Origin of the sequence: Streptomyces sp. NPDC058289 (assembly GCF_042880975.1) — a bacterium.
GTDB classification, from domain to species: Bacteria; Actinomycetota; Actinomycetes; order Streptomycetales; family Streptomycetaceae; genus Streptomyces; species Streptomyces stoeckheimensis.
On the sequence record NZ_JBHVYI010000104.1, the window covers coordinates 13,485 to 28,115 of the forward strand.

Below are 14,631 nucleotides of genomic sequence, written 5' to 3' on the forward strand. Positions count from 1 at the left end.
TCACCCTCCGGCTGGCAGCCCGGTGCGCGGGGCGGTCGCCAGGTGGTCACCGACCCGCTTGACCATGAGGGTCATCTCGTACGCGACCTGGCCGACGTCGGAGTCGGCGTCGGCGAGCACGGCGAGGCAGCTTCCGTCGCCGGCCGCCATGACGAAGAGGAAGGCCTCGTCCAGCTCGACCACGGTCTGGCGGACCCGGCCGGAGTCGAAGTGGCGGCCGACACCCTTGGCGAGGCTGTGGAAACCGGAGGCCACGGCGGCCAGGTGCTCGCTGTCCTCCCGGGTGAGGTCCTTGGAGCTGCCGGTGGGCAGGCCGTCGCCCGAGAGGACCACCGCCTTGCGGATGCTGGCGACCCGGTCGACCAGCTCGTCGAGGAGCCAGTTGAGGGGGCCGGAGCCACGGCCCCTGGTGTCGTTGCCGGACTGCGGTGCGGTCATCGACCGTCCCCTTCGTTTTCGCTGCCGGGACCGGTGGCGGCAGGAGTGCCGGCCTCGGTCACGGACTGGTGTGGTGCGTTCTGCTGCGCTTGCTGCGTCTGCTCGGCCTGCTGGGTGTACGCGGCCTGCGTGGTCTGGTGTGCCTGAGCGGTCTGCGGTGCCGGCGTGGCCTGCTCCGCCTGCTGGCGCGCGTGGTGGTCGCGGCCCGCGGTCCAGCCGCGCTGGAGCGAGGACATGCGTCGGCGTACGTCCTCGGCGTCGCGGTCGGCCACCGGCTCGGCGGCGGCTCCGGCGGGTGCCGGGGCCGGGCCGTCCTTCAGCTGGGGCGCGAGGCTGGCCTGGCGGATCCGCCGGGGCAGGGTCGCCCCGGGGGGCGCCGTCGCAGGGTGTGCCGGGCCGTTCGGGACCGGCCCCTCTTGCGCCGGGTCGGGGACCGCCGATACGGGGCGGGGCTCCACGCGGCGGCCGTGCTCGGCCACCAGGGTCGGGGCGGGGCGGCGACGCGGGAGCGGGACGGCGCCGGGCGAGCGGGCGCCGTCGGGGCGGACGGAGTCCGCGCGCGCCGGCTCCAGGCGGACCGGGCCGGTGGGCGGCAGGGGCTCCCGCTCGCGGTCGCGGTGGTCACGGTCCCGGTGGTCGCGGTCGCGACGGTCACGGCTGCGGTCGCGGAAGCCCTCGCCGAGCCGGGTGCCGCCCCGCTCGGCGGGGGCTTCGGTGGACCGGTCGCCCTTCCAGAGGCCCCCGCGGTCGCCGGGGCCGTCCGCGGCCCGCTCGCCCATGCGGTCCGTGATGCGGTCGCCCTTGCGGGGCCCGCCGCGGTCGGTGTGCCGGTCCGTGTGCGGGCGGGCGGCAGGGCGCAGGCCGAGCAGGGAGTTGCGCGAGATGCCGTTCGGCGGGGTCTCGTCGTCGAGGGTGGCCATGGCGGGCCTGCCCTTGGCTCCGGAGACCCCGGTGAGCCCGATGGCTCCGGCGGAGCCCGCGATGCCGGTGGGGGTGTCCTCCGGGGCCGGGACGGGCTCGTCCAGCCCCAGCATGCCGATCGGGGCCTCCAGCTCGACGGGGCCGCGCAGTTCGGCGCCGGCCGGGAGCCGGCGGTCGGTGCCGTTCCCCTCGACGACGGCCTTCGGACGGGCGGAGCCGACCGCGCCTCCGGACACCCTGCCACCGGCCAGCCGGATGCCGGTGCCGTTGGTCTCGGGAGCCTCCGTCAGCAGGGTCACCGGGAGGAAGACCACCGCGGTGGTGCCTCCGTAGGGGCTGATCTGGAGTCGGACCTTGACCTCGTGCCGGTGCGCGAGTCGGCTGACGACGAACAGGCCGAGCCGGTCGGTGTCGGAGAGTTCGAACTCGGAGGTCTCGGTGAGCCGGAGGTTCGCGTCGAAGAGCGCCTCGGGGGTCATGCCGAGGCCGCGGTCGTGGATCTCCAGGGTGAAGCCGTTGGCCACGCGCTCGCCGAGCACCTGGACCGCCGTGTGCGGCGGGGAGAAGACGGTGGCGTTCTCCAGGAGTTCGGCGATGAGGTGGGTGACGTCGGCCACGGCCGGGCCGGCGATGCCAAGGCGCGGCAGCCGGCGCACCTCGACGCGCTCGTAGTCCTCCACCTCGGCGACGGCGGCCCGTACGACGTCCATCAGCTGGACGGGCTTGCGCCACTGGCGGGAGGGCGCGGCGCCGGAGAGGATCACCAGGCCCTCGGCGTGGCGGCGCATGCGGGTGGTCATGTGGTCGAGGCGGAAGAGGTCGGCGAGCTCCTCGGTGTCCTCGGTGCGCCGCTCCATGGTGTCGAGCAGGGTGAGCTGGCGGTGCAGCAGCACCTGGTTGCGGCGGGCCAGGTTGACGAACACCTCGGACACACCGCGACGGAGCTCCGCCTGCTTGACGGCGGCCTCGACGGCCGCGCGCTGGAGCGAGTTGAGGGCCTGGCCGACCTGGCCGACCTCGTCCTTCTCGTACTCCAGACGCGGGGCCTCGGTCTCCAAGTCCACGTGCTCGCCCGCGGCGAGGCGGCGCATCACGCCGGGGAGACGGATGCCGGAGACCTCGTGGGCCTCCTTGCGGAGCCGGGACAGGTCGCGGATCAGGTCCCGGCCGACGCGCACGGACAGGACGAGGGAGACGACGAGGGCGATGAACCCGAGCACCCCGGCGAGGGCGGCCTGGACCAGGACGTCCATGGCGACGGGCTCGACGCGCTTCTGGTAGCGGTCGCCCGCGGCGGTGCCCATGACGGCGAGGTCTTCGAGCACCTTGCTGGTGGCCTGGTCCCACTGGGCGGCGGTCACGTTGCGCGGGCTGTGGGTCGCGCCCTGGACGAGGAACCGTTCCTCTGCCTCGCGCAGGGAGCGGCTCTCCGGGTTGGTCCAGTACTGCTCGAACTGCTCCCGGTCGGCGGCGGGCAGGATCGCGAGGTTGAACTCGTAGAACAGCTTGCGGTTGGCGACGAAGTCGGAGACGTGCCGGATGTCCGCCTGGCTGACGTTGCGGGCGGCCAGGGCCCCGGCGACGAGCGCGTCCTCGCGGGAGAGCGTCTCGCGGGCGCGGGTGATGCCGACCAGGGCGCGACCCTGCTTGTCCATCTCCACGTCCTCGAGGGCGTGGAGGTTCATGAGGAAGTCGTAGCAGGGGTCCACGAGCCGGTTGTAGAGCTCCAGCGCCTGGCTGGTGTCGACGGAGCCCCCGTCCACCGCGCCGCGCAGCGCTCCGATGCTGCGGAAGGCTTCGAGGATGGAGTTCAGGTGCCGGGCGGTGGCCGGGGTGAGTTCGTCGACGACCTCGGGGTCCTTGGCGTCGGCGGAGATCCTCTCCACCGCCTCGTCGGTGGCCGCGCGGCTCTTGGCCAGCTCGGTCGTGGCGTTGGAGGCGCGCGGGTCGCCGATGACCACGAGGGTCTGGCGGCGCTCCTTCTGGATGACGCGGACGACGTCCTCCACCGGGTAGCCGACCTTGTCGATGACATAGGCGACACCGAGCAGTTGGACGGCCTGGCGGCCGGTGATCACCGTTGCGAAGCCCCAGAGGGCGGTCAGGGAGACGAGCGGCACAAGGAGCAACGCCACGATCTTCCGGCGGATGGACTTCCCGCGAAAGCGCATGGCCTCCCCAGCCTCCCCCAGCTCAACCCCGTTACCGGGGGTTGGTGTTCCGTCATTTAAACGGCGTGAGCCTACTACTGCCACGGCGAACCTTCGAAGACCTGTCCGGACGTTTTCGGCCTGACCCCTGGACGAAGATCACGAGTTGTCCGATAGTTCCGGTGAAGTGCGGCCCGATATGTGGCAGATGACACTCGGTGGGGCCTCGGTCCCCGTGGCGGAATGGATGGCTGGAATTCTTCGTTCCGCGATACTTCGGGGCGTCCCGCGCGTCCGGGATCCGGGAATCTCTCGGCGTCTTCGTGCGTCTACCTGTTCGGGGCGGGCATGAGCGGCCGCGAGGAGGGGAGGGAACCGACCATGGCGAAGAGGTACGAGGACCACGGCGGCAACGGCGCCGACGGCGCGGGGCCCGGGGCGCAGCGGGGGCGGATCCTGTGGGTGGACCAGCCGGCGGGACGGCGGCGCATGCCGGACCCGGTGCGGAGGTCCGCCGTGCGGGCGGTGCTGATCGTCGCCGTGACGCTGACGGACGCGACGATCGCCTTCTTCCTGACGGTCACCGGCTCCTGGCTGGCCCTTCCGCTGTCGCTGTGCGGGATAGCGGGGGTGGTCGTGGCCACGTGGGGCGTGCTCGACGTGATGATCACCCGGCAGACGTGGAACCAGCGCTACGGAGTGCTCTCGGAGCCCAGCAGCACGGCCCGGGGCCGGCGGCGCGAGCGCCGCAGGGCCCGCCGGGAGGCCCGCTCGGCGCCTCCGCTGCCGCCCCGCGTACCCGGGCGCGGCGAGGCGACCGGCATCTGGCCGCCGCCGACGGGCACCGGGCGGGGCTGAGGCACGCCGCGAGCCCGGCCTGATCGGCCAGACACCCTAGCTCCGGCGGTACATGCGGGTCGCCGTGATCTCGCCGTGGATCGTCTCTCCGTCCGCGAACTGCTGGGGCAGGCCCGGGCGCAGGTGCTCCTCGACGCTGATGTACTTCAGCCCCGCGCGCAGGTCGGCGTCGTTGCGCAGCCGGATGACCAGCGGGAACTCGGCGAGGGCCGTGGTGTCGAACAGGCCCGTGGTGTACAGCAGCTGGACGCCGAGCGCGTCCGAGACGGCCCGCTGGAGTTCCAGCAGGTACGTGGCGTTCGCGCGCCCGATCGGGTTGTCGAGGAAGAGCGTGCCCGCGTGCCGGTGCTTGTCGCGGCCCCGGTCGTTGCTGCGCAGGGCCGCCATCGTGCAGTACAGCGCGATCGCGGCGGTGAGCAGCTGGCCGCCGGAGAAGACGTCGCCCATCTGGCCCACCGGGACCCGCTCGGCGCGGAGCACCGCGTCGGGCTTGAGGATCTCCACCGCGATGCCCTTGGGTTCCAGGGCCGCCGAAACCCCGTGCAGCAGCAGCGACATGCCGTCGCGGCGGCCCTCGCCGAAGGAGGCGGTGCTGTTCTTCTTCACGGCGGCGCGGGTCGCCTCGTCGATGACCTCTCCGAGCCGCTCGGTGAGGGTGGCCTGGTCGGGCTCCTCGAAGCGGATGCGCAGGAACTCCTGGCCCGACCACTCCCCCAGGCCCTCGGGGAGCTGGGAGAGCCGCTGGGCGGAGCGCAGGGTGGCCAGGGCCGACTCCACGAGGCCGCGCAGCCGGTCCACGATGCTGTCCCGGTTGCGCTCCAGCTGCGCCAGCTCGTCGGTGAGGACGCGCAGCCGGGGGGCGAAGGCGACGGCCCAGGCCGCCGCGTGCTCGGGCAGGGCGGATGCGGGCAGTTCGCGGATCTGCTGGCGCGCGGGGGTGCGTACCTGCTCGTAGCGGTTGGCGTTGGCGTGCCGGACCAGGATGTCGCTCGCCTCGCGGACGGCGGCCTCGGCGGCCGACAGGTCGGCGGCGCAGCCCCGTAGCGAGCGGCGGGCCTCGGTGGCCGACTGGCGGGCCTCCTCCAGGCTGCCCGGGTGGGCCACCGGCTCCTGCTCGTCCTCCTGGTGGGTGTGGTCCCGCAGGAGGTCGCGGAGCATGGCCGCGGTCTCGTCGAAGCCGCCCGCGCCCTCCTCGGCGGTGCGGTGGGCGCGCAGCAGGTCGGCGTGGGCCGCGCGGGCGGACTCCACGGCGCCGGTGTGGGCGGCGAGTTGGGCGGTGGCGGTGCGGAGCCTGGCCTGGGCCTCCTCGACGTTGTCGGGGATCAGCTCCTCGGGCAGCTCGGTGTGGGCCTCGCCCTCGGCGGGGGCGTGCCGTTCGGCCTCGCCGCGCAGCCGGCCGAGCTGCTCGCTCGCGGTGGAGGCGCGGGTCTCCAGCATCTGTACGAGGGCTTCGGCGCGCGCGGCCGCGGCCTGCCGGGACGGGCCGTCGGCTCCGTCGGTGCCTTCGAGGAGCTGGGCGGCGCGGGTACGAACCTTGTTGGTGAGGCGGTCGAGTTCGGCGAGGGCCACGCTCTCGTCGCTCTCGGCTCGGGCCTGTTCGGAGCGCAGGTCGGCGCCGACGCCGACCTTCTCGTAGAGCTGGGAGGCTGCGCGGTAGGCCTCGCGCAGCGCCGGGAGCGGCGCCTTGGCCGTGCCGTCGCCCTCGGGCAGCGGATCGGGGGCTCCGGCGATCTCGGCGCGCTCGGCGCGCAGGGCGCGGGCGGTGCGCCGGGCGTCGTCGGCGGCGCGCTGGGCGGCGCGGCGGTCCTCGTCGGCGGCCCGGGCCCGGTCGAGGCAGACCTCGGCGCGGGCCTCGGACTCGGCGGCGTCGTCGGCGAGTTCGCGCAGCTTGGTCTGCCAGCCGGCGCGTTCGCGGAGCCGGTAGGCGAGGCCGGCGAGGGCGTCCGCGACCCGGCGGGCGCGCTGGGCGGTGTCCTGGCGCTCGTCGCGGACGCGGGCGGCGTCGGCGGCGGCCTCGTCGGCCTCGGCGCGTACGGTACGGGCCTCCGCGAGCTCGGCGTCGGTCTCCTCGGCGAAGCCGCGGGCGGCGGCGGCCTGCTCCGCGAGTTCGGCGAGGCGGCCGGGCGGGCAGCCGGTGCGCCAGGACAGCAGCCGGGCCGCGAGCTCTCGGTCGCCGGACAGGCGGGCGGCGAGCTCGCGGATCTCGGTGTCGCGGGCGGTGGCCCGGGCGCGCAGCGCCTGGCGCTCCTCGTCGGCGGCGTGCTCGTCGTGCATGGCCGGGTTCGGCGTAACGATGAAAATGCCGTAGATGCCGGACCCGTCGGCGTCACCGGCCGGAGGGACCGGCGCCAGCAGGGCCGCGGCGGTGCCGACGGCGACGGTGGAACGGGGCAGCAGGGCGGCGCCGGAGAGGACCTCGCGGGCCCGGGAGTGGGTGTCGGGGTCGGTGATGACCACGCCGTCGACGAGTTCGGGGCGGGCGGCGAGGACCGCGGCGTGGTCGGCCGGGTCCACGGACTGGGCGAGGTAGCGCCAGCCGGGGAGGGCCGGGATGCCGTGCTCGCCGAGGAACTCGACGGTGGCGAGGACGTCGGGGCCGGGCGGCAGCAGGCCGCCGTCGCCGAGGGCGCCGAGGATGCGGGAGTCGTCGGCGGCGGCGGTGCGCAGGTCGAAGAGCTGGCGTTCGGCGGTCGCCACTGCGCGGGTCAGCAGGTCGCGCAGCTCGTCGGCGCCCCGGTCGAGGTCCTCGACGGTGAGCCAGCCGGCGGTGGCGGCGTTCCGGGGCGCTCCCGGCGCGGTGCCCGTGGCGGGGTCCTGCGGGGCTGCGGACGAGCCCGCGGCGTCGGTCCCGGCTCCGTCGGCCGGGGTACCAGCGCCGGTGCGCGGGGAGGCGTCCGCGGTGCCGGGGGCCGACGGGGCTCCCAGGAGGGCGGCCAGGCGCGGGGCCCCGGCGAGGGAGGCGGCGGCCCGGTGCTCGGCGTCGTGGGCGGCCTCGGCGGCGTCGGCGGCGTCCGCCGCACGGGCGGCGGTGAGTTCCGCGCGGGATTCCGCAGCGGAGGCCTCGCGGGCGGCCTCGGCGGCTGCGCGGGCGGCGTCGCGGGACTCGTCCCAGGCGGCCACGGCCGTCTTCTCCGCATCGGCGGCGGCCAGGGCGGCGCGCGCCGGGTCGGCGTCGGGGGCGGAGTCGTCGAGCCAGCCGGCCCGGACGGCCTCGGCGGTCTCCTGCTGGACCTCGGCGAGGCGGGCGCGCAGGTGCTCGGCCTCGCTGCGGGCCCGCTGGGCGGCCGTGGCTGCGGCGGTGGCCGCGCGGTGCGAGGCCTCGCCGGTCTCCTGGAGGACGGCGGAGCGCTCCTCCTCCTCGTTGGCGGCCCGCTCGCCCTGCTCGGCGGCGGCGTGCAGGGCCCGTACGAGCTCGGTGGCGGCGGTGGCCCGGGCGGCGAGCGCCGGGGCCGCGTCCCGCTCGGCCTCCAGGATCGCGGCGGCGACCCGGGCGGAGCGGTCGGCGGCGGAGCGGTGGCGCAGGACGTGCTCGGCGGCCTGCCAGGCGGAGTGCAGGGTGCGGGCTTCGAGGAGCTCGCGGCGCTGCGCGGCGGCGGCCTTGTCCGCGACGGTCAGGGCCAGCGAGGCGTGCCGGTAGGCGAGTTCGGCGGAGACGGCGGCGCTGCGGGCGCGCGCGGATTCGGCGGCGGTGACCTGGTGGGCGGCGCCGGTGACGCGCTGCGCGAGGTCGGCGGCGCGGCCGCGCTCCTCGCCGGCGCGGGCGGACAGGCGCCGGGCGAGGGTCCGCGTACGGCGTTCGGCGCCGGCGTGGACGTCGCGCAGCCGGGAACGGGCCGCGGCGGCCTCGACGATCTTGGTGAGGAGGTCCACCGAGCCTGCGGTGAACTCCCGTTCGGCCATCAGCTCGGCGCGGCGGCCGAGCTTGTTGCCGAAGCCGTGGACGAGGTCGGCGAGGCCGTCGGTGTCGCGGGTGTCGGTGACGGCGCGCAGCAGCAGGTCGGTGAAGTCGGAGTCCTTCTTGACCGCGAAGAGGCCGGCGGCCTCGCCCTCGTCGGCGTTCATCTCGCGCTGGTAGCGGAAGAGTTCGGGGTCGAGGCCGAGCTCGGTGAGGTGCTCGTTCCAGCGGTCGTGGATCTCCTCGAAGTACACCTCGAGGTGCGGGTACGCCTTGCCGGCTTCGGTCAGGGCGTCGCGGAAGCCCTTCATGGTGCGGCGTCGCCCCTGGGCGCCGGAGGCGCCTTCCACGGGCGGGCGCACCGAAGTGGCCTCGGCCACCGGGAGGTTGTCCAGGCTGAGGCCCGGGCCGGGGCGGAAGGAGTACCAGGCCTCCGCGAACTTGCGCGGGTCGTTGGAGACTTGGCGGCCGCGCCATTCGCTGACCTTGCCGACGACCACGCATTCGCCGGTCTGGGTGTGCTGCCATTCCAGTGCCACGTGGCCGCAGTCGTCGGCCAGCAGGAACTTGCGCAGGACGCCGGAGCTGGCGCCGCCGAGGGTGTTGCGGTGGCCGGGCAGCATCACCGAGAAGATCAGCTTGAGCAGGACCGACTTGCCGCCGCCGTTCTCCAGGAAGAGCACTCCGGCGGGCGCGGGGCGGCGCGGCGGGCCGGTGGGCTCGTCCTCGAAGAACTCCGCCTGGGTGGGTGCCGGGTGGGGCACCGGCTCGCCGACTCCGCGCAGGTCGAGCACGGTGTCGGCGTAGCGCGCGCCGGCGGGCCCGATGGAGTAGAGGCGGATCCGGGACAGCTCGTACATGGCGGCGGACTCTCGTGGTCTTTCGTAGGTCGTACGGGGACGGGTGGCGGGGGCCGGTGCCGGTTGGCCGGTGGCCGGGTGGCGGGTGGCCGGCCTGCTCAGGCGTGGAAGGGCAGGCCCGCGTCGGCGGCGAGTTCGAGGTCGTCGCCGTCGGGCGGCGGCAGCAGGCTGGCGGAGCCGTCGCTGACGGGGACGACGCCCAGGTCGAGGAGCTCGGCCATGGCCGCGCTGCCCGCCATGTCGCGGACCTGGAGCTGGTAGCGGGGGGTGGTGCGGTACGTGCCTCCGGCCTCGTCCCCGGTGCGCTGGAGGAAGCCGGAGTCGGTGAGGAAGGCGGCGGCCTTGCCGACGATGCCGGTGGTGGAACCGGCCAGGCGGCGGGCGTCCTTGGTGGCGCCGGTCGCGCTGCGGCGGGCGTAGACCCGCCAGGCGGCCTCCAGGCCGGGGGCGTCGGAGGCCGGGTCGGTGTTCTCGCCGAGTTCCTCGGCGCGCTCCTCCAGGCGGCGGCAGGTCTGCCGGACGAAGGCGTCGACGCCGTTGACGGTGATCCGGCCGATGTAGCCGTCGTCGGCGAGGTCCTCGGGGCGGGGGAAGGCCAGGGCGGCGACGGCGAGGTGGGCGAGGCCGTGCAGGAAGCGGTCCGCGGAGTCGGCGGTGGTGCGGCGGGCGTAGTCGCCCATGCGGACGGCGAAGACGGAGTCCTCGCCGGCGGCCACGGCCATGCCCGCGCGGGAGGACACCTCCAGGACGACGAGGCCGAGGCCGGTCGCGACGGCGTCGGCGAGCCGGGCGAAGGCGGGGTCCTCGCGGTAGCGGCGCAGCAGTTCGGCGTACTCCGCGTCGCGGGCGGGCAGCAGCTTGGGCTGGAGCCCGAACGCCACGAGGCGGGCCGCGTCCGCGGCGTCCGCCGGGGTGACGGCTCCCTGCGGGGCCGGGGCCGGCGCCTGTGCCTGTGCGTGTGCCTGGACCGGAGCCGAGGCCTCGTGCGCGTCGGGCTCGCTCCACGCGGGGTGCTGCTCGGCGTGGTGGTCGCTCACGGATGGGTCTCCTCGGTGGTACGGGTGGTGTGCGTGCGGGTGGGACGGGCACTGGCGGTGTGCGGCACGGCGGCTCGCGGCACGCTGTGCGCCGACCGGGCTGCGGCTAGCCCGGCTAGCCCGGCTAGCCCGGCAGGCCCGGCTAGCCCGGCAGGCCCGGCAGGCCCGGCAGGCCCGGCAGGCCCGGCAGGCCCGGCAGGCCCGGCAGGCCCGGCAGGCCCGGCAGGCCCGGCAGGCCCGGCAGCAAGGAGTCTTCCCCCACCCCGCCCCTTCCCGAAAGCAGGGGCAAGCCCCCACGCCCCCGGGTGGGACCGCGTCACCAGGGGCTCCGCCCCGGCGACGAAGCCTGCGGGCGGGTGGGGGGGGGTCGGCGGGGTCATGCTGCCTCCGTGCGGTCCGCCGTCATGGCTGCCGCGTCCAGGAGGGCGGTGCCGACGATGAGGTCCGCGCCGCCGAATTCCGGGTCGTCGAGTTCCGTGCCGTCGTCGACCGCGAAGAGGAGCCGCTCCTCGCCCTGCCGGTACGCCGTGCCCACCGCCGGGCTCGCCGCGTGGACGGCCAGCAGGGCGACCAGGTAGGGCAGGTCGGGGTCGGAGCGGCGGGCCTCCGCCAGGAGCCCGGACAGGCGGCGCGGGGCGTCGTGCGGGAGTTCGAGGAGTGTCATCGCGGCGGCGAGCTGCTCCTCGCTGAAGCGGCTGTCGTCCGGGGTCGCGATCAGGTCCGGCTCCGGCATTTCCAGACCCAGGTGCTCACGCTCCACCGGCGGGGTGAGGAGGATCTCCACCAGGTCCGCGACGCGCACCGAGACGGGGGTGCGCAGCCCGGCGCCCGACGCGAAGAAGGCGTCCGTGACCCGGATGGCCTGGGCGACCGGGAGCGGCAGCGCGGGGGCGACGAGCTGTCCGTACAGGTCGATCCCGGAGCGCGGCGCGGGGGCCGCGAAGGCCTGGCGGTCCTGTTCGGCGCGGAAGAGCGGGCCCGCGTCCAGCAGTCGGGACTGGAGCTGCGTGTGGCGGCGGATGCAGTCCTTGACGATGTCGACCAGCTCGGCGGCGCGCCGCTTGTTGTCCGGCTCCTCCGCCTCGTCTCGGGCCTTGCGGATGTTGGTCAGGATCGCGTTCTCGTGGCGGTAGCGGTCGGCGACGTGGTCGAGGGCTTCCGCGATCATGTCGGGGACGGTGACCAGCCAGTCCACCGCCCGTACGTTGCGCCGGGTCGCGTCCAGCGTGCGGCGCAGGGTCTCGGCGTACTGGACGGTGCGGTAGCGGGCCTGCTCGGCGGCGAGTTGGGCGTCGGCGAGTCGGCCCCGGCTGATCAGGACCTCCAGCTTGACCTCGGCGGCGATCTGCGCGCTGGTGACGTCCGTGTCGAGGGCGCCGACCAGGACGTTGACGGCCTCGTCCGTGGTGCGCAGATACACCGCGCCGCCGTAGCCGGGGACTTCCTCGATCAGCTTGAAGTCGTAGTCGCGGCGGACGTACACCCCGTCCGGGCCGAACGTGCCGTAGATCGCGCGGAATCCGCGGTCGACACTGCCGACGTTGATGAGGTTCTCCAGCACCCAGCGGGCCACCCGCTCGTGCTCGGCCGCGGGGCGCGCCGGCGCCTGGGCGGCGACGCGCGGCAGCAGGCGGGCCACTATCTGCTCGTGGTCGGCGCCGGTGTCGAAGTCCATGTTGAGCGTGACCAGGTCGATCGCGGCGAGCGCGACCTCCGCCATCGCGTAGACCCCGTACTCGCCGGCCAGATTGGCCTTGCGGACGTCGAGGTCGTGGAGCGGGGCGGTGCAGGCGAGCGCGCGCAGCCGCCGGGCCAGGCCCTCGTCGGCGGCCGGGCCCGGCGCCGGGGAGGGAAGGGTCTTCGCCGGGGCAGGGAGAGTCACGGGCAAAGACTAGGCGCTGACCCTGACAACATCCCAAACGGGATGGTTCGCCCGATCCTCCCGATCGGCCGCCCGCGAGGGTCCGCGGCCTGTTCTACGCTCACCGCATGGCTTCCATGATCACGCCGGACACCCCGGCGGCCGCCCCCGTGATCGATCTCAACGCCGACCTCGGCGAAGGCTTCGGGCGGTGGACGCTGACCGATGACGAGGCCCTGCTGTCCGTCGTCACGAGCGCCAACGTCGCCTGCGGCTTCCACGCCGGCGACCCGTCCATCATGCGCCGCGTCTGCGAGCTGGCGGCCGCGCGCGGGGTACGGATCGGCGCGCAGGTCTCGTACCGGGACCTGGCGGGCTTCGGCCGCCGTTCCATGGACGTGCCGGCCGGTGAGCTGGCCGACGAGGTGGCCTACCAGATCGGGGCGCTGGAGGTCTTCGCGCGGGCGGCCGGGTCCCGGGTGTCGTACGTGAAACCGCACGGCGCGCTCTACAACCGCACCGTGCACGACTCCGGCCAGGCCGCCGCCGTGGTGGCCGGCGTGCTGCTCGCGGCCGGTCCCGCCGGGCTCCCGGTGCTCGGGCTGCCGGGTTCCCTGCTGCTCGCCGCCGCCGGGCGGGCCGGGCTGCCGGCCGTCCCGGAGGCCTTCGCCGACCGCGCCTACACCCCCGCGGGCACCCTCGTACCGCGCGGCGAGCCGGGCGCCGTGGTCCACGACCCGGACGCGGTGGTGGCCCGTGCGGTGGACATGGCCGCCGGACACGCCGTGACGGCCGCCGACGGTTCCCGGATCCCGGTGGCCGCCCGCTCCCTGTGCCTGCACGGGGACACCCCCGGCGCCGCGGACCTGGCCCTGCGCGTGCGCGGGGCGCTCGGTGAGGCCGGGGTCCGGGTGGAGGCCTTCGCGTGAGGGCGCTGGAAGCCGGCGCCGGGGCGCTGCTGCTGGAGGTGGACTCCGCCGAGGAGGTGGCCGCGCTCCACGCGGAGCTGCTGCGCCGCCGGGACGCGGGCGAGCTGGGCGGGGTACGGGAGATCGTGCCGGCGGCCCGGACCGTCCTGCTGGACGGGGTACGGGAGCCGCGCGCCCTCGCGGCCCGGATCGCCCGTTGGCGGGTCTCCCCGCTCGCGCCGGCCGACGGGCCGCCCCCGGTGACGGTCGCGGTGCGCTACGACGGCCCGGACCTCGCGGAGGTGGCCGCGCTGTGGGGGGTGTCGCCCGAGGAGGTGCCCGGCATCGTCGGCTCGATCACCTTCCGGGTGGCCTTCTGCGGGTTCGCCCCGGGCTTCGGCTACCTGACGGGCCTGCCCGCCCGCCTCCACCTGCCCCGGCGCGCGACGCCCCGTACGGCGGTACCGGCGGGCTCGCTGGCCCTCGCGGGCGAGTACGCGGGGGTCTACCCGCGCTCCTCCCCCGGCGGCTGGCAGCTGATCGGGTCCACCGACGCGGTGCTGTGGGACCCGGCGCGCGAGCCGGCCGCCCTGTTCGCGCCGGGGGTACGGGTGCGGTTCGCCGAGGAGGGGTCGGCGTGAGGGGCCTGGAGGTCGTACGGGCGGGCGCGCTGACCACCGTCCAGGACCTGGGGCGGCCCGGGTACGCCCACCTCGGCGTTCCCCGCTCCGGGGCCCTCGACACGGGGGCGCGGGCGCTGGCGAACCGGCTGCTGGGCAATCCGCCCTGGGCGGCCGTCCTGGAGACGACCCTGGACGGCGTGGGACTGCGGGCGGTGGGCGGCCCGGTGACGGTGGCGGTGACCGGGGCGCCTTGTGCGGTACGGGTCTGCGGGCGCCCGGTGGCCTGGGGAGCCCCGGTCCTGCTGCGCGCCGGGGCGGAGCTGGAGTTGGGCCGGGCGGAGTCGGGGGTGCGCGGCTACGTGGCGGTGCGGGGAGGGTTCGCGGTCGAGCCGGTGCTGGGCAGTCGCTCGACCGATCTGCTGTCGGGCCTCGGGCCGCCGGTCCTGGCGGCGGGGGCGCTGCTGCCGGTGGGCGCTCCGGGTCCGGATCCGGTGGCCGGGGTGGATGGTTTGGCTGCGCCGGGTCCGCCCTCGGAACTGGTGCTTCCGCTGCGGCTGGGGCCGCGGGCCGACTGGTTCACGGCGGAATCGGTGACGGAGCGGCTGCTGCGGGCGACGTACCGGGTCTCGGCCGCTTCGAACCGGATCGGGCTGCGTACGGAGGGGCCGCCGCTGGTTCGGGCGCGAGGTGGTGAGCTGCCGAGCGAGGGGATGGTGTTGGGGGCGGTGCAGGTGCCGCCGGACGGGCAGCCGGTGGTGTTCCTCGCCGACCATCCCGTGACCGGGGGGTATCCCGTCGTGGGGGTTGTGGCGGGGGCCGCGCTTGATGCGGTTTCGCAGGTGGGGCCGGGGGTGCCGGTGCGGTTCGTGCGGCTCTGACGGGGGTCGCCGCCCGGGGTGCCCCCGGGGCCCGGCTGTGGCGAGGCGGCGCCTCGGGCGTGCGGTGTGGCGACCGCTGCGCGGGGCCGTCCCCTACCCGCCCTTCCACCGTTCCCCGGGCGCTGCCCGGACCCGGGAAGACCCTGGGGCTCCGCCCCAGACCCCGGTCCTCAAATGCCAGACGGCTGAAAGACCACACCCC

At 75.6% G+C, this 14,631-nt stretch carries 9 protein-coding genes; 4 read left to right on the forward strand and 5 right to left on the reverse strand.

The window, feature by feature from the left end; all coding sequences use genetic code 11:
• Both ACFVX6_RS35040 and ACFVX6_RS35045 read right to left on the reverse strand, forming a co-directional pair.
• The gene (locus ACFVX6_RS35040) at positions 1-438 is read right to left on the reverse strand and encodes a roadblock/LC7 domain-containing protein (protein WP_243341589.1); all 438 of its coding nucleotides are present in this window, start codon (positions 436-438) and stop codon (positions 1-3) included.
• The gene (locus tag ACFVX6_RS35045; protein WP_389698455.1) at positions 435-3,494 is read right to left on the reverse strand and encodes a nitrate- and nitrite sensing domain-containing protein; all 3,060 of its coding nucleotides are present in this window, start codon (positions 3,492-3,494) and stop codon (positions 435-437) included. The genes ACFVX6_RS35040 and ACFVX6_RS35045 overlap by 4 nt, the downstream gene beginning before the upstream one ends.
• Before the next feature lie 396 nt (positions 3,495-3,890).
• Here ACFVX6_RS35045 and ACFVX6_RS35050 point away from each other — a divergent pair, with 396 nt between their 5' ends.
• Entirely contained in the window at positions 3,891-4,367 is a 477-nt protein-coding gene (locus tag ACFVX6_RS35050; protein WP_389698440.1) for a hypothetical protein, read from the forward strand.
• A gap of 36 nt (positions 4,368-4,403) precedes the next feature.
• Here the strand turns inward: ACFVX6_RS35050 and ACFVX6_RS35055 are convergent, their stop codons facing one another.
• The 3 genes from ACFVX6_RS35055 to ACFVX6_RS35065 all read right to left on the reverse strand — a co-directional run bounded on the left by ACFVX6_RS35055 (position 4,404) and on the right by ACFVX6_RS35065 (position 12,041).
• Entirely contained in the window at positions 4,404-9,122 is a 4,719-nt protein-coding gene (locus tag ACFVX6_RS35055; protein ID WP_389698442.1) for a hypothetical protein, read from the reverse strand.
• Between the two features lie 98 nt (positions 9,123-9,220).
• On the reverse strand, positions 9,221-10,159 hold the full coding sequence (locus ACFVX6_RS35060; protein ID WP_389698444.1) for a hypothetical protein: 939 nt from the start codon (positions 10,157-10,159) through the stop codon (positions 9,221-9,223).
• A 376-nt stretch (positions 10,160-10,535) separates the two neighbouring features.
• The gene (locus ACFVX6_RS35065; RefSeq protein WP_389698445.1) at positions 10,536-12,041 is read right to left on the reverse strand and encodes a hypothetical protein; all 1,506 of its coding nucleotides are present in this window, start codon (positions 12,039-12,041) and stop codon (positions 10,536-10,538) included.
• Positions 12,042-12,148: 107 nt separating this feature from the next.
• On the opposite strand from ACFVX6_RS35065, the gene ACFVX6_RS35070 reads away from it, so the two are divergent.
• Genes ACFVX6_RS35070 through ACFVX6_RS35080 form a run of 3 tightly spaced genes read left to right on the forward strand, consistent with a single transcriptional unit; the run spans position 12,149 to position 14,429 of the window.
• Positions 12,149-12,949 (forward strand): LamB/YcsF family protein, encoded by an 801-nt coding sequence (locus ACFVX6_RS35070; protein ID WP_389698447.1) that lies wholly within the window; start codon positions 12,149-12,151, stop codon positions 12,947-12,949.
• A complete protein-coding gene (locus tag ACFVX6_RS35075) occupies positions 12,946-13,569 on the forward strand; it encodes an allophanate hydrolase subunit 1 (protein ID WP_389698449.1) in 624 nt (207 codons plus the stop codon). Before ACFVX6_RS35070 ends, ACFVX6_RS35075 begins: the two co-directional genes overlap by 4 nt.
• Positions 13,566-14,429, forward strand: coding sequence for a biotin-dependent carboxyltransferase family protein (locus ACFVX6_RS35080; RefSeq protein WP_389698451.1), 864 nt, complete (start codon positions 13,566-13,568; stop codon positions 14,427-14,429). Before ACFVX6_RS35075 ends, ACFVX6_RS35080 begins: the two co-directional genes overlap by 4 nt.
• Positions 14,430-14,631 lie beyond the last annotated feature (202 nt).

Excerpts from the sequence above, each read along its gene's own strand:
- ACFVX6_RS35055 (WP_389698442.1), bottom strand. The coding sequence starts at position 9,122 with ATGTACGAGCTGTCCCGGATCCGCCTCTACTCCATCGGGCCCGCCGGC.
- ACFVX6_RS35040 (WP_243341589.1), bottom strand. The coding sequence starts at position 438 with ATGACCGCACCGCAGTCCGGCAACGACACCAGGGGCCGTGGCTCCGGC.
- ACFVX6_RS35050 (WP_389698440.1), top strand. The coding sequence starts at position 3,891 with ATGGCGAAGAGGTACGAGGACCACGGCGGCAACGGCGCCGACGGCGCG.
- ACFVX6_RS35070 (WP_389698447.1), top strand. The coding sequence starts at position 12,149 with ATGGCTTCCATGATCACGCCGGACACCCCGGCGGCCGCCCCCGTGATC.